This is a genomic window from Bradyrhizobium sp. WSM1743 (genome assembly GCF_000473065.1).
GTDB lineage: Bacteria > Pseudomonadota > Alphaproteobacteria > Rhizobiales > Xanthobacteraceae > Bradyrhizobium.
In genome coordinates, this window is sequence record NZ_KI421492.1 from 65185 (window position 1) to 88846 (window position 23662).

General features: G+C 64.4%; 19 protein-coding genes. 11 read left to right on the top strand and 8 right to left on the bottom strand.

From position 1 onward, the window contains the following. Nucleotides 1-1772: methyl-accepting chemotaxis protein (locus YU9_RS0138690; protein WP_027577464.1), on the bottom strand; the 1772-nt coding region annotated here is incomplete at its 3' end. 324 nt (nt 1773-2096) lie between these two features. Here YU9_RS0138690 and YU9_RS0138695 point away from each other — a divergent pair. The 4 genes from YU9_RS0138695 to YU9_RS0138710 all read left to right on the top strand — a co-directional run bounded on the left by YU9_RS0138695 (nt 2097) and on the right by YU9_RS0138710 (nt 7141). After that, nucleotides 2097-2582 carry a (2Fe-2S)-binding protein gene (locus YU9_RS0138695; protein WP_027577465.1) on the top strand — a complete coding sequence of 162 codons (486 nt, stop codon included), beginning with the start codon at nt 2097-2099 and terminating at the stop codon, nt 2580-2582. Nucleotides 2583-2663: 81 nt separating this feature from the next. After that, nucleotides 2664-5006, top strand: coding sequence for a xanthine dehydrogenase family protein molybdopterin-binding subunit (locus YU9_RS0138700; protein WP_027577466.1), 2343 nt, complete (start codon nt 2664-2666; stop codon nt 5004-5006). Nucleotides 5007-5021: 15 nt separating this feature from the next. Further along, nucleotides 5022-5822 carry a xanthine dehydrogenase family protein subunit M gene (locus YU9_RS0138705; protein WP_027577467.1) on the top strand — a complete coding sequence of 267 codons (801 nt, stop codon included), beginning with the start codon at nt 5022-5024 and terminating at the stop codon, nt 5820-5822. 209 nt (nt 5823-6031) lie between these two features. Then, the gene (locus YU9_RS0138710) at nt 6032-7141 is read left to right on the top strand and encodes a CaiB/BaiF CoA-transferase family protein (RefSeq protein WP_027577468.1); all 1110 of its coding nucleotides are present in this window, start codon (nt 6032-6034) and stop codon (nt 7139-7141) included. 112 nt (nt 7142-7253) lie between these two features. On the opposite strand, the gene hppD is transcribed toward YU9_RS0138710, so the two are convergent. Continuing rightward, nucleotides 7254-8372: a 4-hydroxyphenylpyruvate dioxygenase gene (gene hppD, locus YU9_RS0138715; RefSeq protein ID WP_027577469.1), complete on the bottom strand. Its 1119-nt coding sequence runs from the start codon at nt 8370-8372 to the stop codon at nt 7254-7256. Between the two features lie 121 nt (nt 8373-8493). On the opposite strand from hppD, the gene YU9_RS0138720 reads away from it, so the two are divergent. Both YU9_RS0138720 and YU9_RS0138725 read left to right on the top strand, forming a co-directional pair. After that, complete coding sequence (locus tag YU9_RS0138720) at nt 8494-8973, top strand: Lrp/AsnC family transcriptional regulator (protein WP_027577470.1); 480 nt, start codon at nt 8494-8496, stop codon at nt 8971-8973. A 74-nt stretch (nt 8974-9047) separates the two neighbouring features. After that, nucleotides 9048-9359: a DUF1272 domain-containing protein gene (locus YU9_RS0138725; protein ID WP_027577471.1), complete on the top strand. Its 312-nt coding sequence runs from the start codon at nt 9048-9050 to the stop codon at nt 9357-9359. 119 nt (nt 9360-9478) lie between these two features. Here the strand turns inward: YU9_RS0138725 and fahA are convergent, their stop codons facing one another. The 5 genes from fahA to YU9_RS0138750 form a co-directional block, all read right to left on the bottom strand. After that, nucleotides 9479-10750 carry a fumarylacetoacetase gene (fahA, locus tag YU9_RS0138730; protein WP_027577472.1) on the bottom strand — a complete coding sequence of 424 codons (1272 nt, stop codon included), beginning with the start codon at nt 10748-10750 and terminating at the stop codon, nt 9479-9481. A 200-nt stretch (nt 10751-10950) separates the two neighbouring features. Beyond that, nucleotides 10951-12297 (bottom strand): homogentisate 1,2-dioxygenase, encoded by a 1347-nt coding sequence (gene hmgA / locus YU9_RS0138735; RefSeq protein WP_027577473.1) that lies wholly within the window; start codon nt 12295-12297, stop codon nt 10951-10953. Nucleotides 12298-12299: 2 nt separating this feature from the next. Beyond that, nucleotides 12300-13256, bottom strand: a complete 957-nt coding sequence (locus YU9_RS0138740; RefSeq protein ID WP_027577474.1) for an MBL fold metallo-hydrolase — start codon at nt 13254-13256, stop codon at nt 12300-12302. 18 nt (nt 13257-13274) lie between these two features. Then, complete coding sequence (locus tag YU9_RS0138745; protein WP_027577475.1) at nt 13275-13499, bottom strand: DUF2783 domain-containing protein; 225 nt, start codon at nt 13497-13499, stop codon at nt 13275-13277. Between the two features lie 8 nt (nt 13500-13507). After that, the gene (locus YU9_RS0138750; protein ID WP_027577476.1) at nt 13508-15118 is read right to left on the bottom strand and encodes an FAD-dependent oxidoreductase; all 1611 of its coding nucleotides are present in this window, start codon (nt 15116-15118) and stop codon (nt 13508-13510) included. 110 nt (nt 15119-15228) lie between these two features. Between YU9_RS0138750 and YU9_RS0138755 the strand changes: the two genes are divergently transcribed. Further along, entirely contained in the window at nt 15229-15771 is a 543-nt protein-coding gene (locus YU9_RS0138755; protein WP_027577477.1) for a MarR family winged helix-turn-helix transcriptional regulator, read from the top strand. A 108-nt stretch (nt 15772-15879) separates the two neighbouring features. Here YU9_RS0138755 and YU9_RS0138760 read toward each other — a convergent pair whose 3' ends face one another. Further along, on the bottom strand, nt 15880-16686 hold the full coding sequence (locus YU9_RS0138760; RefSeq protein ID WP_027577478.1) for an N-acyl homoserine lactonase family protein: 807 nt from the start codon (nt 16684-16686) through the stop codon (nt 15880-15882). 366 nt (nt 16687-17052) lie between these two features. Here YU9_RS0138760 and YU9_RS0138765 point away from each other — a divergent pair, with 366 nt between their 5' ends. The 4 genes from YU9_RS0138765 (at nt 17053) to YU9_RS0138780 (ending at nt 23650) form a co-directional block, all read left to right on the top strand. Further along, entirely contained in the window at nt 17053-18594 is a 1542-nt protein-coding gene (locus tag YU9_RS0138765) for a caspase family protein (RefSeq protein WP_027577479.1), read from the top strand. A gap of 144 nt (nt 18595-18738) precedes the next feature. After that, nucleotides 18739-19413 carry an OmpA family protein gene (locus tag YU9_RS0138770; protein WP_027577480.1) on the top strand — a complete coding sequence of 225 codons (675 nt, stop codon included), beginning with the start codon at nt 18739-18741 and terminating at the stop codon, nt 19411-19413. A 158-nt stretch (nt 19414-19571) separates the two neighbouring features. After that, nucleotides 19572-20501, top strand: a complete 930-nt coding sequence (locus YU9_RS0138775) for an efflux RND transporter periplasmic adaptor subunit (RefSeq protein WP_027577481.1) — start codon at nt 19572-19574, stop codon at nt 20499-20501. After that, the gene (locus YU9_RS0138780; protein ID WP_027577482.1) at nt 20501-23650 is read left to right on the top strand and encodes an efflux RND transporter permease subunit; all 3150 of its coding nucleotides are present in this window, start codon (nt 20501-20503) and stop codon (nt 23648-23650) included. The genes YU9_RS0138775 and YU9_RS0138780 overlap by 1 nt, the downstream gene beginning before the upstream one ends. The last annotated feature ends 12 nt before the right edge of the window (nt 23651-23662 follow it).

The window sequence follows — 23662 nt, forward strand, 5'->3', positions numbered from 1 at the left end:
GTCGCGCCGATCTCCTTGATCGCGGCGACCGACTCGGCGGTGGCGCCCTGCATCCCCGCGATGTGCGAGGAGATCTCGTCGGTCGCCTTCGCGGTCTGGCTCGCCAGCGACTTCACCTCGCTCGCCACGACCGCGAAGCCACGGCCGGCCTCGCCGGCGCGGGCGGCCTCGATGGTGGCGTTGAGCGCGAGCAGGTTGGTCTGCTCGGCNATCGCGGTGATCAGCTTGACCACCTCGCCGATCTGCTGGGCGGCATGCGANAGCTTGCCGATGCGGCCGTCGGTCTCCTTGGCCTGCATCACGGCGGCCTCCGCNATGCGGCTGGAATCGCGGACCTGGCGGCCGATCTCCTCGACCGAGGCCGAGAGCTCTTCGGTCGCGGTCGCGACCGACTGCATGTTGGAGGAGGCCTGCTCGGANACGCCGGCGACCTGGCTCGACAGGCTCTGCGTGGTCTCGGCGGTGCGGGTCAGGGTGGAGGCCGCCGATTCCAGCTGCACGGCCGAGGCCGAGACGTTGGAGACGATGGCGCCGACCGCGCTCTCGAAATCATCGGCAAAGCGGATCAGCTCGGCGCGGCGGCTGGCGGCCTGCTCCCGGTTCTGGACTTCGCTGGCGGCGGCATCGCGCTCGGCCTTGGCCACNGCCTGAACCTTGAACTCCTCGACCGCGCCGGCCATCTCGCCGATCTCGTCCTTGCGCCCCAAACCCGGCAGCACGACGTCGAAATTGCCCGAGGCAAGCTCCCGCATCGCCTTGCACATCGCGATCATCGGACGCGAGATACCGGTGCCGAGCAGGAAGGCGAGGACCGCGCCGAGCAGCGTGCCGCCGATAGCCAGCATCAGCACCAGTTGCTCGGTCTTTCCTATGGTCGCCTCCGACTCCGAATCCAGCCGCTGTTGTTCGGCGACGAGGTCCGCCTTCATGGCGGTCGCGCCTTGCAAGATCGCACCGGCCGAGCCGTTCATCTCGGTGACGAGATCATCGACCAGCTTGGCGTTGGCGATCAGCTTCTCCAGCGCTTCGCGATAGGCCCCGAGCAGCGCCTTGGCATCTTTGAGGCCAGCGACGATCTTGTCGTCCATGGAGTAGACCGCGCCAAGCGAGTTCTCGACGAATTTCAGCCGCGCCAGCGCGCTGGTGGCGATCGCCTGGTCGGACGTCAGCACGAAATTGGTCGCCGCCGCACTCGCGGTCTGGAACTGGGCATTGACCTGCTTGGTGCCGAACTCGATCGCCTGTGCTTCGGCGTCGGACGCGTTGTTGCCGATGTCGTCGAGCTTGTATTTCAGCTGGTTGGCGTTGCGGCTGAGCTGGTTCTGCACCAGCAGTGCGCTGTCGCGCTTGGCCTGGAGCACCTTTGCGAAGGTCGCGGAGAACTTGGAAAACTCCTTGGCGAGCTTGTCGAGACTCTCCTGCCGCGCCGGCTTCTTGGCCCCCTTGACGGCCTGGTCGATGGCATTCTTCAGGCTGCCTTCAGCATCCAGCGCCGCCTTGGCGTCGTCTTCCTTGCCGGTGACAACGAAATATTTGACGGCCGAACGATAGGCGAGCAGCTCGCGGTCGATGTTGCGGGCAAGATCGGCCTCGGACACGCTGCTGCGGTACGATCCGACCCCGGAGGCAACCCGTTCGAAGCCGAAATAGGAGAAGGCCATGCTGCCGGCGGAGATCACCAGCACGGCGGCGAAGCCGAGAATGATTTTAGCGCGGAACCTGAGGGTCGGAAATAATGTGCGCTTAGACGGCGACGCGATACGCCCAGACATTCCCAACCCCCATTATTCTATTCAGCCGCGATCTGGAGGCGCCTTCCCTCCGATCTGAATGCGCAAAACTAAGGCAGAATCGATAAAGGGCGGTAAATTTGGCACCTGCACAGGCACCTCGGCCAACGGCCGATTCAGAGACGATGACTGGCATCCCACACCAGCCCGCCCGCTGGCTCACAGCTCCATCAACCAAATCAATCGCACGCCGCCCTGCATCAATGACTTTTCCATGACGCCGGCGACCAAAATCCCAGTTGCAAAGTTCCGGCCCGCTGGTCTCTAATTAGAAACAATCAAAATCAATCCCGGGAGGACTCCACCGTGTCTACAGTCAAACTGACGGTCAACGGCAAGGCCGTTGCTGTCGACGTCGAGGACCGCACGCTGCTGGTCCAGCTCCTGCGCGATCACCTCAATCTCACGGGAACCCATGTCGGCTGCGACACCAGCCAGTGTGGCGCCTGCGTCGTGCACATGGACGGCCGGGCGGTGAAATCCTGCACCATGCTGGCGGGACAAGCCGACGGCGCGAGCGTCACCACGATCGAAGGCATTGCCAAGGGCGAGGAGCTGCATCCGATGCAGGCCGCGTTCCGCGACAACCACGGCCTGCAATGCGGCTATTGCACGCCGGGCATGATCATGTCCGCGATCGACATCGTGCAGCGCCACGGTGGCCAGCTCGACGAAGCCACCGTCCGCCAGGAGCTCGAGGGCAATATCTGCCGCTGCACCGGCTACCACAATATCGTGAAAGCCGTGCTGGATGCGGCCGGACGCATGAAGGTTGCGCAGGCGGCCGAATAAAGCGGCCGCCGCGAGAAGAAAACCACCGCCGCCTTCGAGGGAAAGCGCGGGTCAACAAATTTCCGGTCGGGAGGACCAGACATGGGTGTTGAAGGCATCGGCGCGCGCGTCGTGCGCAAGGAAGACAAGCGTTTCATTACCGGCAAGGGCCGTTACGTCGACGACATCAAGCTGACGGGCATGACCCATGCCTATTTCATCCGCAGCCCGCATGCGCACGCCAAGGTGAAGGGGATCGACTCCTCCGCCGCGCTGAAGATGCCGGGCGTGGTCGCGGTGCTCACCGGCAAGCAGCTCGTCGACGACAAGGTCGGCAACCTGATCTGCGGCTGGGCCATCACCTCCAAGGACGGCAGCCCGATGAAAATGGGCGCATGGCCGGCGATGGCGCCGGAGACGGTGCGCTTCGTCGGCCAGGCCGTCGCCGTCGTTATCGCAGAGAGCAAAAATCTGGCGCGCGACGCGGCGGAAGCCGTCGTCGTCGATTACGAGGAGCTTCCCGCAGTTGCCGACATGCAGGCCGCGATCAAGGCCGGCGCGCCGCAGCTTCATCCCGAGGCCCCCGGCAACCAGGTTTATGACTGGGTGATCGGCGACGAGAGCGCAGTGAATGCCGCCTTCTCGAAAGCCGCCAACGTGGTGAAGCTCGACGTCACCAACAACCGCCTCGCCCCGAACGCGATGGAGCCGCGCGCGGCGATCGCCGACTATGACGCGGCGGAAGAGCATTTCACGCTCTATACGACCTCGCAGAACCCGCACGTCGCCCGGCTCGTGCTGTCGGCGTTCTACAACATCGCCCCAGAGCACAAGCTGCGCGTGATCGCGCCCGACGTCGGCGGCGGCTTCGGCTCCAAGATCTTCATCTACCCCGAGGAGATGGTGGCGCTGTGGGCCTCGAAGAAAGTCGGACGTCCCGTGAAATGGACCGGCGACCGCACCGAGGCCTTCCTCACCGACGCACATGGCCGCGACCATGTCACCCATGCCGAGATGGCCTTCGACGCCGACAACAAGATCATCGGCCTGAAGGTGAGGACCTACGCAAATTTCGGCGCCTACATGTCGCTGTTCTCATCGTCAGTGCCGACCTATCTGTACGCGACGCTGCTGTCGGGCCAGTACAACATCCCGGCGATCCATGCCGAGGTGATCGGGGTCTACACCAACACCACGCCGGTCGACGCCTATCGCGGCGCCGGCCGCCCCGAAGCGAGCTATCTGATCGAGCGGCTGATGGAAACGGCGGCGCGGCAGTTGAATGTCGATCCGGCCCAGTTGCGCCGGACCAACTTCATCACCCAGTTCCCGCACCAGACGCCTGTCATCATGGCCTACGACACCGGCGACTTTAACGCCTCGCTCGACGCCGCGATGAAGGCGATCGACTATGCCGGCTTCCCTGCCCGCAAGGCGCAAGCAAAATCACAAGGCAAGCTGCGCGGCATCGGCGTGTCCTGCTACATCGAGGCCTGCGGCATCGCGCCGTCCAAGGCGGTCGGTAGCCTGGGCGCCGGCGTCGGCCTGTGGGAATCGGCCGAGGTCCGCGTCAATCCGGTCGGCACCATCGAGATCCTCACGGGCTCGCACAGCCATGGCCAGGGTCACGAGACCACCTTCTGCCAGCTCGTGGCAGACCGTCTCGGCGTTCCCATCAGCCAGGTCTCGATCGTCCATGGCGACACCGACAAGGTGCAGTTCGGCATGGGCACCTACGGGTCGCGCTCGGCGGCCGTCGGCCTCACCGCAATCCTGAAGGCGATGGAGAAGATGGAATCCAAGGCCAAGAAGATCGCGGCGCATGCGCTGGAGGCGTCGGAAGCCGACATCGTCATCGAGAATGGCGAGTTCAAGGTGACCGGCACCGACAAGGCGATCGCGTTCCCGATGGTCGCGCTCGCGGCCTACACGGCGCATAATCTGCCTGAGGGCATGGAGCCGGGCCTGAAGGAGAGCGCCTTCTACGACCCGACCAACTTCACCTTCCCGGCCGGCGCCTATATTTGCGAGCTCGAGGTCGATCCTGGCACCGGCAAGACCTCGTTCATCAACTTCGTCGCAGCCGACGATTTCGGCCGGCTGATCAATCCGATGATCGTCGAGGGCCAGGTCCATGGCGGCCTCGCGCAAGGGATTGGTCAGGCGCTGCTCGAGCACGCCATCTACGATGCCAACGGCCAGCCGGTCACGGCCTCGTTCATGGATTATGCCATGCCGCGCGCCGACGACCTGCCCTCGTTCAATCTCTCCCACACCACGACGCTGTGCCCGGGCAATCCCCTGGGCATCAAGGGTTGCGGTGAGGCCGGCGCGATCGGAGCGTCTGCGGCCGTGATCAACGCGATCACGGATGCGATCGGCAAGAACAATCTGGAAATGCCCGCAACCCCCGATCGGGTGTGGCGCACGATCCACGCGGCTTGAGAAGGAGGACCAAAGATGTACCAGACCACCTATCATCGCCCCTCCTCTGTCGACGAAGCCGCCAGCCTGTTCGGCAAGAGCAGCGAGGCGAAATTCCTCGCTGGCGGGCAGACGCTGCTGCCGGTCATGAAGCAGCGCCTTGCGGCGCCGTCGGACGTGATCGATCTCGGCAGGATCAAGGAGCTGCAGGGCGTCGAATTGTCAGGCGACACGCTGACCATCAAGGCGGCCACAACCTATTACGACATCATGCAGAATGCCGATGTGAAGAAGGCGATCCCTGCAATCGCCTATCTCACCTCGGTGCTCGGCGATCCCGCCGTGCGTTACCGCGGCACGATCGGCGGCTCGATCGCCAACAACGATCCGGCCGCGGATTTCCCGGCCGCTCTGCTCGCGCTCGGCGCCACCGTGAAGACCAACAAGCGGTCGATCGCGGCGGAGGATTTCTTCCAGGGCCTGTTCACCACGGCACTGGAAGACGGCGAGATCATCACCGCCGTGTCGTTCCCGGTGCCGACGAAGGCAGGCTACGAAAAGATGCGACACCCGGCCTCGCGCTTCGCGCTGACCGGCGTGTTCGTGGCGCAGACCAAGTCGGGCGAGGTTCGGGTCGCCGCCACCGGCGCCTCGCAGAATGGCGTGATGCGGGTGCCCGCAATCGAGGCCGCGCTGAAGGCGAACTGGTCGCCGGCAGCGATCGACAGCGTCAGCATTCCGGCGAGCGGATTGCTCGCTGACATCCATGGCACGGCGGAGTACCGCGCCAACCTCGTCAAGGTGATGGCGCAGCGTGCGGTGGCGGCAGCGGGCTGACGATCCCGCGCCAGCGTCTCAGCACAAATTTTCCGCGGCGCGCACTCCGGTGCGCGCCGCTTTTATTATGCGCCTATGCATGAAAACAGCTTGCCTCGCTGGCGTGAAGGCGGGAAAAGTTAATCAGCCAATTAACTCGCCCCCAAGAGCAACGTCAGAGGCGCCTGCCGGATCACCGGCACTTGCCCGCGATCCGAGGAAACAACAACGTGCTCGATAAACCCACCCAAAACTCGTCCATCCGCACCTCCGGCCCGCTCTCGGGCTTCCGCATCGTCGAGTTCGCCGGCATCGGCCCCGGCCCGTTCGCCTGCATGATGCTGGCCGACATGGGTGCCGACGTCGTCACGCTCGACCGGGTCGGTGCCAAGAAGAGCATGAAGTCGGTGGCGGGCCGCGGCCGCAAGGTGATCGAGCTCGACCTCAAGGACAAGGCGGCGATCGCAGAGGTGCTCGACTTGCTCGCCAGCGCCGATGCGCTGGTCGAAGGTTTCCGTCCCGGCGTGATGGAGCGGCTCGGGCTCGGGCCGGACGTCGTGCTCGCGCGCAACCCGAAACTGGTCTATGGCCGCATGACCGGCTGGGGCCAGGAAGGCCCGCTCGCCAACGCCGCCGGCCATGACATCAACTACATCTCCATCACCGGCGCGCTCGCCGCGATCGGCACGGAGGAAGCGCCGGTGCCGCCGCTCAACCTGGTCGGCGATTTCGGCGGCGGTGCGCTCTATCTCGTCGTCGGCGTGCTCGCAGCGCTCCTGGAAGCGCAAAAGTCCGGCAAGGGGCAGGTGGTCGACGCCGCGATGTGCGACGGCGCGGCCTCGCTGATGTCGTTCTTCTTCGACATGACCACGCTCGGCCGCTGGACCGAGGGCCGCAACCAGAACTTCCTCGACGGCGGCGCGCATTTCTACGGCGTCTATGAATGCGCCTGCGGACACTTCATTTCAATCGGCTCGATCGAGCCACAATTCTACGCGCTGCTGCGCGAGCATGCGGGCCTGACGGATGCGGATTTCGACGCGCAGATGGACCGCAAGGCCTGGCCGGCGCTGAAGGAGAAGCTGAAGGCCGTGTTCAAGAGCAAGACGCGCGAGGACTGGTGCAAGATCATGGAAGGCACCGACATCTGCTTCGCGCCGGTGCTGACCATGTCGGAAGCCACGCAGCATCCGCACATGGTCGCGCGCAACGTTTTCATCGAACGCCACGGCGTGAAGCAGCCGGCGCCCGCGCCGCGGTTTTCGCGTACGCCGTCGGCCGTGCGCGAGCCGGAAGCGGCGGATATCGCCGCGGTGACGAAGGCGTGGGCCGGGCGTTAGACTCTCTGCTTTCGCTTCAATCATCACTGTCGTCCCGGACAAGCGAGCGGAGCGGAGCGCTGATCCGGGACGACAGCTTTGGATGATGCGCGAGCGTGGCTATCGCGCCGCCCTACGCCGCGTTCTCCACCTTCAGCACCCCGCGGCGGATCTGATCCTCCTCGATCGATTCGAACAGGGCCTTGAAATTGCCCTCGCCAAAACCGTCGTCGCCCTTGCGCTGGATGAACTCGAAGAAGATCGGGCCGATCGCGTTGGCCGAGAAGATCTGCAGCAGCACCTTGGTCTGGCCGCCCTCGACCACGCCTTCGCCGTCGATCAGGATACCGTTCTTCCGGAGCCGTGCGAGGTCTTCGCCGTGCTTGGGCAGGCGCGCATCGATCCGCTCGAAATAGGTGTCGGGCGGCGACGGCATGAAGGGCAGGCCGGCTTCGCGCAGGCCTTCGATGGTGCGGTAGATGTCGCGGCAGCCGCAGGCGATGTGCTGGATGCCTTCGCCGCGATAGGTCTTGAGATATTCCTCGATCTGGCCGGAATCGCCGGCATCCTCGTTGATCGGAATCCGGATCTTGCCGTCCGGGCTGGTCAGCGCGCGCGAGAACAGGCCCGAGGCGCGGCCCTCGATGTCGAAGAAACGGATCTGGCGGAAGTTGAACAGTTTTTCGTAGAAGCCGGCCCAGACATCCATGCGGCCGCGATGGACGTTATGGGTGAGATGGTCGAGATAGAACAGGCCGGCGCCGACCGGCCGCGGATCGCGCGCGCCCAGCCATTCGAATTCGGCATCGTAGGCCGAACCCTTGTCACCGTAGCGATCGACGAGATAAAGCAGGCTGCCGCCGATGCCCTTGATCGCGGGCACGTCGAGCGTCTTCTGCGCGGATGATGCATCGGCAGGCTCGGCGCCGAGCGCGATCGCACGATCATACGCCGCCTGAGCATCGACCACACGGAATGCCATCGATGGCGCGCAGGGGCCGTGCGCCGCGACGAACTCATAGCCGTGGGTGCCCGGCTCCTCGTTGACGAGATAGTTGATGTCGCCCTGGCGATAGACTGTGATCTTCTTGGTTCTATGCCGCGCGACGGGTGCATAGCCCATCAGCTTGAACAGCGCGTGCAGCTCTTCCGGATTGGGATGCGCGTATTCGACGAACTCGAAGCCGTCGGTGCCCATCGGATTGTCGGCACTGATCGTGGCCGGCGGTGCATCGTGCGGAAACGGACCCATGGTGTTCTCCCAAATTGCTGCTGACAGGAATTATCCTTCGTGCAGCGCGCAAGGGGCGTGCAAACAGGCCGCGATTCCGCTAGCCTATGCACGACTTGTGCATGAATTTGGCGATTGACGCATGATCTCCGTGGATGCCTTCGACCTCAAGATCCTGGGTGCGCTGCAGGACGACGGCCGCCTCACCAACCAGGAGCTTGCCGACCTAGCTGGCCTCTCCGCCTCGCAATGCTCGCGGCGGCGGATGCGGCTGGAGGAGGAGAAGGTGATATCAGGCTATCACGCTGATCTTTCCAGCGAGGCGCTCGGCTTCGGCGTGATCGCCTTCATCCAGGTCGGGCTTGCGACCCACTCGCCGGACAACTCCAAACGCTTCCGCGCGCTGGTGAACCGGATCGACGAGATCCAGGAGGCGTATTCTCTGACGGGCGATGCCGACTACGTGCTCAAAGCTGTGCTGCGCGACCTCAAGGGCCTCTCCAACCTCGTCAACGACGTCTTGATGCCGCACCAGAGCGTGGCGCATGTGCGCTCCTCGATCGTGCTGGACAGGCTGAAGGAGAGCTCGAAGCTGCCGCTCAAGGAGATCAAGCCCGGCTGAAATCGAGGGAACTATGGCATTCGCGCGACGCGCGCGATCTGCGATGATCGCAGCTCCATGTCCGGAGATTCAACATGGCGCTCCAGCTGCGACCGAACTGCGAATATTGCGACCGCGACCTGCCGCCTGACGCGACGGATGCGCGGATCTGCTCCTATGAATGCACGTTCTGTGCGGACTGCGTCGAGACCAAGCTGTTCAATGTCTGCCCGAACTGCGGCGGCGGCTTTGCCCCGCGCCCGATCAGGCCGGCGCAGGAATGGCGGGCGGGCGTGTGCACGAGCAAACAGGTCCCGTCCGACAAGCGGGTGCATCTGAAGTACAGCGTGGAGGACATCGCGGCACATTGCGCGCGGGTGCGCGACGTGCCGCCGGAGAAACGGTAGGCTCTCTCCACGTCATTGCGAGGAGCCCTTGCGACGAAGCAATCCAGACTGCCGCCGCGGAGAGATTCTGGATTGCTTCGCTGCGCTCGCAATGACGGAGGCTGTGGCAGGGACCGAGACTACTCCGCCGCCAGAATCGTCCCCTCGACCTCGCCGAAGCCAATGCGATAGCCGTTGCCTTGGCACCAGCCGCGCATCACGAGGCTGTCGCCATCTTCCAGGAACGAGCGCTTGGCGCCGCCGGGCAATTCGACCGGCTCGGTACCGTTCCAGCTGATCTCAAGCAGGCTGCCGCGCTGGTTCTTCTCCGGCCCGGAGATGGTGCCGGACCCGAGGAGATCACCGATATTCATGGCGCAGCCGCTTGAGGCGTGGTGCATCAATTGCTGCACCGAGGACCAGTACATGTATTTGAAATTGGTGCGGCTGATGCTGGCGGGCGCATTGGCATCCGCGGCGCGCAAGGAGACGTCGAGCTCGACATCGTAGTTCTGCGGCTTGGCCTGCCTGAGATAGTTGAGCGGCACCGGCTCCTGCTCCGGGCCCTCCAGGCGGAACGGCTCCAGCGCCTCGCGCGTCACCACCCAGGGACTGATCGAGGTCGCGAAGGCTTTTGCGAGGAACGGCCCGAGCGGCACATATTCCCACTGCTGGATGTCGCGCGCGCTCCAGTCGTTGAGCAGCACGAAGCCGAAGATCATCTCCTCCGCCTGTTGCTCACTGAGCATGCCGCCCATCGGCGAGGGCTGGCCGATCACGACGCCCATCTCCAGCTCGAAATCGAGCCGCTTGCACGGCGCAAAGCTCGGCAGCTCCACATTCGGCGGCTTCAGCTGCCCGCGCGGCCGCTTCACCTTGGTGCCGGAGACCACGACGGTGGAAGCACGGCCGTTATAGGCGATCGGCATGTGCAGCCAGTTCGGCTGCAGCGCGTTGTCCTTGCCGCGGAACATGACGCCGACATTGGTGGCGTGCTCCTTCGAGGAATAGAAGTCGGTGTAGCCGGAGACCGTGAAGGGCAGATGCAGTCTCGCATCGCGCATCGGCACGAGTGCGCGGCTGCGCAGCTCCGCGTTGTCGCGCAGCTCCGGATTGTCGTGCCGCAACAGCTCGCTGATACGGGCGCGGGTTTTCGACCAGACCTTTGGACCCAGCGCCATGAACGGATTGAGCGAGGCGCCGGAGAAAACGCCGAGCGGGCCGACATCGAGCCGGGAATCCTGCTCCAGCTCCCAGAGATCGAGCACGTAATTGCCGATTGCCACCCCAACCCGCGGCGTCGGATTGGACGCGGTCGAGAACACGCCATAGGGCAAGTTCTGGATCGGAAAGTCCGAGGAAGGATCGACGTCGATGAAGGAGCGGAGGCTGGGGTCGTTGGGGTGGGGCATGTTTCTCCCGATGCAAATTCTGATGCTGAACTCTTTCACCCTCCCCTGGAGGGGGAGGGTCGGTTCGCATGAAGCGGAGCGGAATGCGAAACGGGGTGGGGTGATCTCTCCACTCGGGCACCGCCTCAATGGAGAGACTGTCACCCCACCCCGCTCGCTGACGCGAGCGACCCTCCCCCTCCAGGGGAGGGTAAGCAAGATTAGGGCTTGTTCGGATCGAACCGCTTTTCCAGGCCCTTCCAGCAATCGGCGTAATCGTCCTGCAGCGTCGACGACTTCGCCGCGTGTGCGGTGACGCGCTGCGGATAGCGGGTCTCGAACATGAAGGCCATGGTGCCGGTCAGCTTCACGGGCTTCAATTCGCCGTTGCTGGCGTGATCGAAGGCGTCGCGGTCGGGGCCATGCGGCAGCATGCAATTGTGCAAGGAGATGCCGCCGGGGACGAAGCCCTGCGGCTTGGCGTCATAGACGCCGTAGATCAGGCCCATGAACTCGCTCATGATGTTCATGTGATACCAGGGCGGACGGAAGGTGTTGTCCGCAACCATCCAGCGCTCCGGGAAGATGACGAAGTCGATGTTCGCCGTGCCCGCCGTCTCCGATGGCGAGGTCAGCACCGTGAAGATCGAGGGATCGGGATGGTCGAAGCTGATCGCGCCGACCGGCGAGAACGTGCGCAGATCATATTTGTACGGCGCGTAATTGCCGTGCCAGGCGACGACGTCGATCGGCGAATGCGGCAAGGTGGTCTTGAACAGCGAGCCGCCCCATTTCACGAACAGCTCGGTCGGCGTGTCCTTGTCCTCGTAGTTCGCGACCGGCGTCAGGAAGTCGCGCGCATTGGCGAGACAATTGGCGCCGATCGGCCCGCGCTCCGGCAGCGTGAAGGCGCCGCCGTAGTTTTCGCAGAGATAGCCGCGCGCCGGACCGTTCGGGATCTCGACGCGGAACTTGACGCCGCGCGGAATCACCACGATTTCGCCGGGCTCGGCATCGATGCGGCCGAACTCGGTGACGAGGCGAAGATTGCCCTGCTGCAGCACGAACAGCAATTCGCCGTCGGCATTGTAGAAATGCTGGTCCACCATCGATTTGGTGATGAGGTAGACATGCGCGGCCATGCCGGCCTGCGTATTGACGTCACCTGCCGTCGTCATGGTCTGAACGCCCTGAACGAAGGTGAGCTCCTCCTTCGGCAGCGGCGTCGGATCCCAGCGCAGCTGCGCGATCGGCAGGTCGTATTCATGACAAGGCGCCGAGCGCCACAGACCGGCATCGACCTTCTCGAAGCGGCCGGAATGCTTCACCGAGGGGCGGATGCGGTAGAGCCAGGAGCGCTCATTGGTGCCGCGCGGCGCGGTGAAGGGCGAGCCCGACAATTGCTCGGCATAGAGCCCGTAGGCGCAGCGCTGCGGCGAGTTGCGCCCGATCGGAAGCGCGCCCGGCAGCGCCTCGGTCTCGAAACTGTTGCCGAAGCCGGACATGTAGCCCGGCGTCACCTGGGCCGAGCTGCGGATGATCTGGTCAGGCGAGGTATTGATGTTCATAACTATCCTCCTCCTTGCAGGGCGGCCCACATTTCCTGGTCGCGCTTGTCGGTCCAGATCACGGGATCGTCGATCCCCGACGCTTCGTCATAGGCGCGCGACACGTTGAACGGCAGGCAGTGCTCGTAGATGGCAAAGCTTGAAAATTTCGGATCCATCACCTCTCGCGTCGCCGCCATCGATTCCTTCAGCGTACGCCCCTTGGCGACCGAGATTTCGGCCGCGCCATAGAGCGAGGTGACGAAATCCCGCGTCATCGCGATGGCCTCGCGCACGGTGGCCGTGCCCTTCAGCGCATCGCCGCGGCCCGGCGCGATCGCCTTGGGATTGAAGTTGCGGATCTCGTTCAGCGTCATCGGCCATTCGCGCAAATGCGCATCGCCGCAATAGCAGGCCGAGTGATATTCGATGAGGTCGCCGGAGAACATCACCTCCGCGTCCGGCACCCAGGCGACGATGTCGCCGGAGGTATGGCCCGCGCCAAGCTGCATCAGGCGCACCTCGCGCTTGCCGAGGTAAATCGTCATCTCGCCTTCGAAGGTCAGCGTCGGCCAGGTCAGGCCGGGAATGCTCGAGGCATCCTGGAACAGCCGCGGAAAGCGGCCGTATTCGGAATCCCAATCCTGCTTACCGCGCTCCTCGATCAGCCGATAGGTCTCCTGAGAGGCGACGATGCCTTGCGCCTTGTAGGCGGAGGCCCCGAGCACGCGCACGGCGTGATAGTGCGACAGCACGACATATTTGATCGGCTTGTCGGTGACGGTGCGCACGCGCTCGATCACCTTGTTCGCCATCGCCGGCGTTGCCTGGGCATCGAACACGAGGCAGCCGTCGTCGCCGACGATCACGGCCGTGTTCGGATCGCCCTCGGCGGTGAAGGCATAGAGATCGGTGCCGATCTCGGAGAAGGTGATTGTCTTCTCGGAGAGATCGCCGGTGGATGCGAAGTTCTTCGCCATCAATTCGTCCTTACAGGTTTATTGTTGTTGCTGTTGCTGCTGCTGGCCGTCGATCATGCGCCGCCTGGCAAGCCCGATCGCCTCGCGCAGCACATCGATGTCGCCGATATGATTGGCGAGGATCAGGACCAGCGCCGCGTCGAAATCGGCGCTCTGCTCCGCGGTGAGACCGCGATGTGCCTCGACGATGGCGCGGAAGGCATCGTCCGGGCGTGCGAAGTTCGAGCTGGTGGAAAGCGGCATGCGAAACCTCAATACAAACCTTCGGCCCGCGCCAGCGCCGCCGCGATCGCCGAACGCGTCGGATGGCGGAAGCGCGCCGCGACATACCCGTCGGGCCTCAGCAGATAGGCGGCACCCGGCTCAGCGCGGTAGCGCTTTGCGACCAGGCCCGAGGGATCGGCAAGTCCGCCCTCGCCACCAATGCGGATGCCCTTGATGCCATCGGGCGCATCGATCGGCGCGCCATTGCTGAACGACAGCAAGGTGAAGTCCGTTCCACTCTCGCGGAAGGCATCCGTCAGATAGATCTGCTCGCCGGCGCGCGTTGCGACGGGCGCGTCGAGCATCGAGCAGCCGGGCGAGGGTCCACCGCGCCACGTATCCGCATCGAGCGAGGACAGCGGCGAGTCATAGCTGCACGGCACCGACAGCCGGCCGCCATTGACCATGCGCTTGCCGAACTCCGTTTCCTTGGCCAGCGACAGCACCGCCTTGCGCAGCCGCGCTTCCTGATGCGAGTTTGGTGCCATGAAATCGGTCGAGCGGGTGGATTCGCGAATGTTCTCGTCGGCCGCTGCGCTGCGCTCAATGTGATAGCTTTCGAGCAGGATCGCGGGCGATCTGCCGCGCAAGACGCGATCGAGCTTCCAGGACAGATTCTCCGCGTCCTCAAGTCCGGAGTTGGCGCCGCGCGCGCCGAAGGGCGAGACCTGATGCGCGGAGTCGCCGGCGAAGACCACACGGCCATGGATGAAGCGGTCCATCCGCCGGCACTGGAATTTGTAGAGCGAGATCCACTCGAACTGGAACTCGTCGTGGCCGAGCATGCGCGCGATCCGCGGCCGCACGTTTTCCGGCTTCTTCTCGACGACAGGATCAGCGTAACGGTTGAGCTGGAGATCGATGCGCCAGACATCGTCGGGCTGGCGGTGCAGCAGCGCCGAGCGTCCCGCATGGAACGGCGGATCGAACCAGAACCAGCGCTCGGTCGGAAACTCCGCGGTCATCTTGACGTCCGCGATCAGAAACTGATCCTCGAACACTTGGCCGGCAAATTCCGCACCGACCATCTGCCGCAGCGAGGACCGCGCGCCGTCGCAGGCGATGACATATTGCGCATTCAAGCGATAGGCGCCCTCCGGCGTTTCGATCGTCAGCAACGCGGAATCGTTGCGCTGCTCGAGCGCCGTCACCTTGTTGCGCCAGCGCAGGTCGATCTCGGGCAGCTCGTTGATGCGATCGACAAGATAGGCCTCGGCGTAATATTGCTGGAGATTGATGAAGGCGGGCCGCTTGTGACCGTCTTCCGGCAGCAGATTGAACTGGTAGAGTTGCTGCTCGCCGTGGAAGATGCGGCCGACGCTCCACACCACGCCCTTGTCGACCATGCGGTCGCCGACGCCGAGCCGGTCCCAATATTCCAGCGACCGCTTCGAGAAGCAGATCGCGCGCGAACCTTCGCCGATGCGATCGGCGTCATCCAGCAGCACGACGCGCTGACCGCGCTGGGCAAGATCGATCGCCAGCGACAGCCCGACCGGACCCGCGCCGACGACCACGACCGGATGCGCCGGATTCTGGCCGGGACGATCCTGATCGGGGTGGCGTCGATAGCCGAACTGGGATTTGGCCGGCGCCATACACTAACCTCGGCTCTGGTCAGGAGAGGACTGATCTGCTAGATAGTCTCACGTGCAACTATTTTGGACCGGAGCCGGCCGGCCGTCAACTGGAATTCGGAGTGCTCTCCTTGGCGAGGACATCCAGCGACTTCGCGCTGAAGACACGGAACACCGACGAGGCCTCACCGCGACCAAAGGCGCGGCTCGATTTGTTCAAGTTCGTGCCGTTCCGTCTCAACCGGCTTGCGGCGGAGGTGAGTTCCGCGCTTGCCGTCGAATATCAGGAACGGCATGGCCTCGACATTCCGGCCTGGCGCGTCATCGCCACGCTCGGCTTCCGCGTTGATGCCTGCAGCGCGCAGTACATCGCGCAATGCACCCGCACGCACAAATCCACCATCAGCCGTGCGGTCACCATGCTGCTGCACGAAGAGCTGATCGAGCGGGTCGAGAACGAAGCCGACCGCCGCGAATTCCGCCTGCAGCTGACCAGGAAGGGCCGCGCACTCTATGAAGAGCTGTTTCCGCAATTGCTGCGGCGTGAGGACGAGATCCTCGCCTGCCTCTCCGCGCAGGAGCGCAAGCAGCTCTCGGCCCTGCTCGGCAAGATCGAGGCGAGCCTCGATTTGATTCAGACGAGCGAAGAGGCCGACGCCAAGCAGGCGTATTAGTGGATGCTGTCATTCCGGGGCACCGCAAAGCGGCGAACCCGGAATCTCGCTCCACAACCTCTGGCTTCCGGGTTCGCGCTCTGCGCGCCCCGGAATGACGCTACCGTGTCACTTCGCAAACGATCGCGTCGGCGGCAGGTGCAGCGCCCAGGCGTCGACCTTGTCGCTGGCGCGCGGATAGATCTCCGTCACGATCGGATCGTGGCCGGGGATGAATCTATCGGGGTGCCCGGCGAGGCGCTCGATTGTCTCCCAGCCTGCGGCCATGTCGCCGACATTGTAGACGATCGGGAACGGGCTCTTGCGCTGCAGATTGGCGTAGTAATGCGCAGCATCGGATGCCAGCACCACCGGCCCGCGCGCGGTTTCGACCTTGACCACCTGCAGTCCGTCGGAATGGCCGCCGACGCGATGCACGGTGACTTCGGGCGCGACCTCGCCGTCGCCGGAATAGAAGGTGACGCGCTCGCCATAGACGTGGCGCACCATCTGCGTGACGTGCTCGACCGAGAACGGGTGGCGCAGCAGGCCGTTGCACATGCAGCGCCCGGTCGCGTAAGCCATCTCGCGCTCCTGGAGGTGGAAGCGCGCATTCGGGAAGCGGTCGAGATTGCCGGCATGGTCGTAGTGCAGATGCGTCACGATGACGTCGCGAATGGCTGTTGCCGCGACGCCGAAACGCTCCAGCGCATCGACCGGATTGATCGTCAGCTTGCGCGCCCGCGCGCTCGCCTCCTCGGCATTGAAGCCGGTGTCGACCAGGATGTCGCGGCCATGCCCTCGGATCAACCAGACGAAATAATCGAGATCCTGCGCCGCGCTGTCATGCGGGTCGGGCAGGAGGAAGTTCATGTGGGGGGTGCGCGGCGACATCGTCGCGTAGCGCAAGGCGTAGATTTCGTAGACGTTTCCCATGGTCTTGCTTTTCTGAGTTGGATCTGTGGGACGATCGAGCACACCAAGCCATCGCCGGCAGGAAAGGTCAAACGTGGGGCGTTGCGGCGGCGGCAGGGCTGCAATGTGAGACCAATCACATTCTCATCGCCATGGTGACCCTAACATGCTGCCGATAGGATCGAACCAGGTCGCGCCGAGCATTGCCATGACAGCCCGTCTATCCCCCTCGCGGCATACCCATCCGTTGCGGTCAATCGTCGCGATAATGCCGAATCTCCAAGCGGTTGACGCCCCCCGTCCCCGGTTTGATAATGCAGGAAGCGTAAGTTAAGGTCGCCGCGGCGCAAGCTGGAACGGCGCCTTTTTGGCTGGACCGCGCTGATTATGAAAATTCGCTTCTTTTTTCTTCTCTCCTTGCTCATCTCGCTCGTCCCGACTGTCCCATCGCTTGCGGCCGGTGACCGCTTTGCGCTGGTCATCGGCAACGCCAAATATCCGGACGCGGATGCTCCGTTGAAGGAACCGATCAACGATGCGCGCGACGTCGCCGACGAGCTCAAGCGGGACGGCTTTTCGGTCGAGATCGGCGAGAACCTGACCGGCGACGGCATGCGCCGCGCCTTCGACAAGCTCTACAGCAAGATCAAGCCGGGATCGGTGGCGCTGGTGTTCTTCAGCGGTTTCGGCATCCAGTCGGCGCGCCAGAGCTATTTGCTGCCGGTCGATGCGCAGATCTGGACCGAATCCGACGTGCGCCGCGACGGTTTCAGCCTCGAGACCGTGCTCGGCGAGCTCAACACCCGCGGCGCCGGCGTCAAGATCGCGCTGATCGATGCCTCCAGGCGCAACCCGTTCGAGCGCCGGTTCCGTAGCTTCTCGGCCGGCCTGACGCCCGTCATCGCGCCGAACGGCACGCTAGTGATGTATTCGGCGGCGCTGGCCTCGGTGGTCTCGGACGCCGGCGGCGACCACAGCCTGTTCGTCCAGGAGCTGCTGAAGGAAATCCGCGTCCCCGACCTGATGGCCGAGGAGACGCTGAACCGCACCAAGATGGGCGTCACCCGCGCCTCGCGCGGCGAGCAGGTGCCGTGGATTTCCTCGTCACTGGCCGAAGATTTCTCGTTCATTCCGGGAGCCGGCGGATCGCGTCCCGCAACGCCACCGCCCGCACCTCCCGCTGCGCCGGCCGTCGTCGCCAACAACCCGCCGCCCGCTCCACCCGCGCCGCCGGCACCGCCTCCGCTGCCGAAGCCGGCCGACACTGCTGCGGCACCCGCCCCTGCGGCTCCACCTGCGCCTGCGCCTGCACCGGCCCCACCGCCGAAGCCGCAGATCGAGGCCGCTCTGCCCCCGCCGCCACCGCCGGCGAAACCGATTGATCCCGCTCCCGCGCCGAGCACGGACAGCGGACCCAGTGCCGCCGTTCTGGCTGACGATCCCACGATCAAGAGCCTGACCGCCAAGATTGCCGCCAATCCTGATGACGTGAACGCGCTGTACCGGCGCGGCCAGGTCTATGCCAGCAAGGGCGCCTACAATCTCGCCATCAAGGATTTTGACGACACCCTCCGGATCAATTCGAAGGATGTCGAGGCGCTGAACAACCGCTGCTGGACCCGCACCGTGGTCGGCGACCTCCAGGGCGCGTTGAAGGATTGCAACGAGGCGCTGCGGCTGCGGCCGAACTTCGTCGATGCGCTGGACAGCCGCGGACTCGTCAACCTCAAGTCGGGTGCGGTGAAGAACGCCATCGCCGATTTCGACGCGGCCCTGAAGATCAATCCGCGCCTGACCTCCTCGCTCTATGGACGCGGCCTTGCCAAGCAACGCAACGGCTCGGCCCAGGAAGGGGCGCTGGACATTGCCAATGCCAAGGCGATGGATCCGAACATCGTTCAGGAATTCGCAAGCTACGGAGTGCGTTGATAATTTTTTGCGTTGAGGCCGTCCAAGCCTCGAACCTTGAACAGCCCAGGGAACACTAATGGGCGGATGCCGCAGCAGTCCTTTTCCGGGGCATGTTGCTGGAATTTGGATGCACGCGAGCTGGCTGCGCAGGAGGGACTGGCTATGAGATCGGCTACTGCAAAAGGACTTACCGCGATCCTGTCCATCATTACCGTCGGCGCCGCGCTGTCATTGCCGACCTCATCCGCATACGCGGGCGATGACGGCAACAGCAAGAATGTCACCGAGGACGAGATCGTCCGCGCGCTGGCGCCGGCGCCGAAGAAGCCCCTGACCCGCGGCCTCTCGATTGGCCCGCAGACCGAACCCGCGCCGAACGCGGCGGAGACCAAGCTGCTGCAGTCCGTGCGCGGCCGCTCAACGCGCTCGCTATCGTCGACCGAGCGCGAGGAGATCGCTTCGGTCGCCAAGGACAAGCCGAACATCGATCTCGAAATCACGTTCGACTACAACTCCGCCAATATCAGCGCCAAGTCGATGCCATCCGTGCAGGCGCTCGGCCGTGCCTTGACCAGTCCCGACCTCAAGGGCTCGACCTTCGTGGTCGCCGGCCACACCGACGCCGCCGGCGGCGAAGCTTACAACCAGGACCTCTCGGAGCGTCGCGCGGACTCGATCAAGCGCTACCTCGTCGAGAAGTACAACATCTCCGCGACCGATCTCGTCACCGTCGGCTATGGCAAGAGCAAGCTCAAGAATCCGAGCCAGCCGCTGGCGGAGGTCAATCGCCGCGTGCAGGTCGTCAACATGGAAAACAAGACCACCGCATCGAAGTGAGCACGACGTAATCCTTTGCAGTGACAGGTCGTGATGTGGTGTAAGGTCTCGCTGCCAAAGCGCGTCCCGCAGCCTTGCGGGACGCCGCTTTATTTCCGGGAAGCGCTCTGTTTGGGCCTCGCGCGGATGGCCGTGAGCCAGGTCAGGATGATTCCGCGATGAATTTGACTGAATATCTCAAGCCGGCCGGAACCGTCGTGTTCGTCCTCGCGCTCGGCGTCGGCTATTATCTGTTCGAGCATCGGAAGCGCGCCGAGCCGAAGGAGACGCCAAGCACGGCGCTCGTCATCGTGACGAAGTCGACCAATGCCTGCTTCTCCGACCTGGTGCGGGTGACCGGCTTCTTCGTGCCGCGCCGCGAGGCGGTCGTGCTTGCCGACCAGGAGGGGTCCAGGGTCACCGACCTCCTGGTCAGCGAAGGCACTGTGGTCACCGACAACCAGGAGCTGGCGCGCCTGACCGCGCCGCCGCAGATTCCGGGCCAGCCGCAGCGACCCGCCCCACAAGGCCCGGTCTCGATGAAAGCACCCGCGCCGGGTCTCATCACCGAGGTCCGCACCATCGTCGGCGCGCCGGCCTCGCCGCAGGCCGGTCCGATGTTCCGCATCGCCGTCAACAATGAGATCGAGCTCGACGCCCAGGTCCCGGCGGTGCACATGTCCAAGCTCAGTTCCGGCGCGACCGTGCGCATCAGCCGCGACGACGCGCCCGATTTGATCGGACGGGTCCGGCTGGTTGCACCCGAAATCGACCGCACCACCCAGCTCGGGCGCGTCCGCATCAGCGTCACCAACAATCCCTCGCTGAAGGTCGGCGTGTTCGCTCGCGCCTCGATCGACGCCAAGCGAAGCTGCGGCGTTGCAGTGCCCAAGACCGCGATCGATCACCTGACGGTGCAGGTCGTCAAAGGCAACATCGTCGAGACACGCAAGGTGCGGGTCGGACTGTCGTCCGACAGCGCGACAGAAATCCTGGAAGGGCTCGAGGTCGGCGAAATCGTCGTGGCCGACGCCGGCTCTTCGCTCCATGACGGCGACCAGATCAAGACCATGTTCGCCGATGAACTCGATCGCACGCGGGTACGCTGATGGCTCTCAATATCTCGGCATGGTCTATACGTCATCCGCTGCCGTCCGTCGTCTTTTCAATCATCCTGCTGGTGCTCGGCTGGACCTCCTTCACCAAGCTCGCGATCACACGGCTGCCCTCGGCCGACATCCCCGTGATCTCGGTTGCGGTCTCGCAGTTCGGCGCAGCGCCGGCCGAGCTCGAATCCCAGGTCACCAAGACGGTTGAAGACGCGGTCTCCGGCGTCGAGGGCGTCAGGCACATCACCTCGCAGATCACCGACGGCTTGTCGGTCACCACGATCCAATTCGCGCTCGAGACCAACACGGACCGCGCGCTCAACGACGTCAAGGACGCGGTGACTCGCGTGCGCTCCAACCTGCCGCAGAACGTCACCGAGCCGCTGATCCAGCGCGTCGACGTCATCGGCCTGCCGATCGTGACCTATGCCGCGATCTCGCCCGGCAAGACGCCGGAGCAGCTCTCCTATTTCGTCGACGACGTGGTCAAGCGCGCGCTGCAAGGCGTGCGCGGCGTCGCCCAGGTCGAGCGCATCGGCGGTGTCGAGCGCGAGATCCTGGTCTCGCTCGATCCCGATCGCCTGCAGGCGATGGGCCTGACTGCCGTCAATGTCAGCCAGAGCCTGCGCGGCACCAATGTCGACGTCGCCGGCGGCCGCGCCGAGATCGGCAAGAACGACCAGGCGATCCGCACGCTCGCTGGCGCCAAGACGCTGGGCGATCTCGCCGGCACCATGATCCCGCTGTTCGGCGGCGGCGAGGTCCGGCTCGACGATCTCGGCACCGTCACCGATACCATCGCCGACCGCCGCACCTTTGCCCGCTTCAATGGCGAGCCGGTGGTCGCGCTCGGCATCAAGCGTTCCAAGGGCGCCAGCGACGTGAAGGTGGCCGAGGCCGTGCAGAAGCGCATCGACGCGCTGAAAGCCGCCTATCCCGATGTCGACCTGAAGCTGATCGACACCTCGGTCGAATATACCAAAGGCAATTACCACGCGGCGATCTCGACCCTGTTCGAAGGCGCCATCCTCGCCGTCATCATCGTGCTTCTGTTCCTGCGCGACCTGCGCGCGACCATCATCGCCGCGATCTCGCTGCCGCTATCGATCTTCCCGGCGTTCTGGGCGATGGACCTGCTCGGCTTCTCGCTGAACCTCGTCAGCTTCCTCGCCATCACGCTGTCGACTGGTATTCTCGTCGACGACGCCATCGTCGAGATCGAGAACATCGTCCGGCACATGAACATGGGCAAGTCGCCCTACCGGGCCGCGCTGGAGGCCGCCGACGAGATCGGCCTCGCTGTGATCGCGATCTCGCTGACCATCATCGCGATCTTCGCACCCGCGAGCTTCATGTCGGGCATCGCCGGACAGTTCTTCAAGCAGTTCGGCATCACGGTCTCGGTGCAGGTGTTCTTCTCGCTGCTTGCGGCCCGCTTCGTCACGCCGGTGCTGGCCGCCTACTTCCTCAAGCACAGTTCGCATGCGGAGCCGCCGCCCGGCCGTATCTTGCGGTCCTATCATGGAATCGTGGCCTGGTCGGTGAAGCACTATTTCATCACGGTGCTGATCGGCCTCGGAATCTTCGCCGCCTCGATCTGGAGCATCACGCTGCTGCCGCAGGGCTTCCTACCGGCCCAGGACAGCGCCCGCTCGCTGCTTGCGCTCGAGCTGCCGCCGGGCACCCAGCTCGCCTACACCGAAAAGGTCACCGAGGACATCGTCGCGCGCCTGCGCAAGCGGCCCGAGGTCAAGAGCATCTTCGTCGACGGCGGTCGCGTCCCGCCGGGAACCCAGGAAGTCCGGCGGGCCGCCCTGATCATCAACTACACGCCCAAGGACAGCCGCGACATCACCCAGCGCGAGCTCGAATTCTCGATCAGCCAGGAGCTGGAGAACGTCCCCGATATCCGCTTCTGGTTCCTGGACGAGAACGGCCTGCGCGCGATCTCGCTGGTGGTCACCGGTGTCGACCCCAACATCGTCAACAACGTCGCGAGCGAGCTTGCGACGCAGATGAAACGCATTCCCACCATCGCCAATGTGATCTCGGAAACCTCGCTGGAGCGTCCCGAGCTGCGCATCGAGCCGCGCGCCGATCTCGCCGCACGGCTCGGCGTCTCCACCGAAAGCCTGTCGCAGACCATCCGCGTCGCCACCATCGGCGACGTCGGACCCGCACTCGCCAAATTTGACGTGGGCGATCGCCTGGTGCCGATCCGCGTGCAGCTCGAGGATGCCGCCCGCGGCAATCTGAAGACGCTGGAGCAGCTGCGCGTGCCACTCGGCGAGCGCGGCGAGAAGGGCGGCGTGCCGCTCTCGGTCATCGCCGACGTCAAGCTCGACCAGGGTCCGACCAGCATCAACCGCTACGATCGTGAACGGCAGGCGACTGTTGCCGCCGACCTCGTCGGCTCCGCCGCGCTCGGCGATGCCACCAAGAAGATCTACGACCTGCCGGTCATGAAGACGCTACCGAAGGGCGTGAAGGTCTCGCCCTCCGGCGACGCCGAAAGCCTGAACGAATTGTCGGATGGCTTCGCGACCGCCATCACGGCGGGACTGATGATGGTCTACGCCGTGCTGGTGCTGCTGTTCGGCACCTTCCTGCAGCCGATCACCATCCTGTTCTCGCTGCCGCTCTCGATCGGTGGCGCCATCGCGGCCCTGCTCGTCACCGGCAAGCAGCTCACCACGCCGGTGTGGATCGGCATCCTGATGCTGATGGGCATCGTCACCAAGAACGCGATCATGCTGGTGGAATTCGCCATCGAATCGATCCACGCCGGCAAGCCGCGCGAGGAGGCCATGATCGACGCCGGCATGAAGCGCGCCCGCCCGATCGTGATGACCACGATCGCGATGGCCGCCGGCATGATGCCGAGCGCGCTCGCGGTCGGCGCCGGCGGCGAGTTCCGCTCGCCGATGGCGCTCGCGGTGATCGGCGGCCTGATCTTCTCGACCATCCTGTCGCTGGTGTTCGTGCCCGCGATGTTCATGGTGATGGACGATTTCGGCGCCCTGATCTGGCGCTTCGCCAAGCGGCTCATCGTGCACAGTGAGGATGCGGAAGTTGCCGGCCATCACGAAGCAGCGCCTGCGGAGGCGGCTCCGGTACCGAAGAAGATCGCGCACCCGGCGGCGGAGTAGATATTCCCGCGG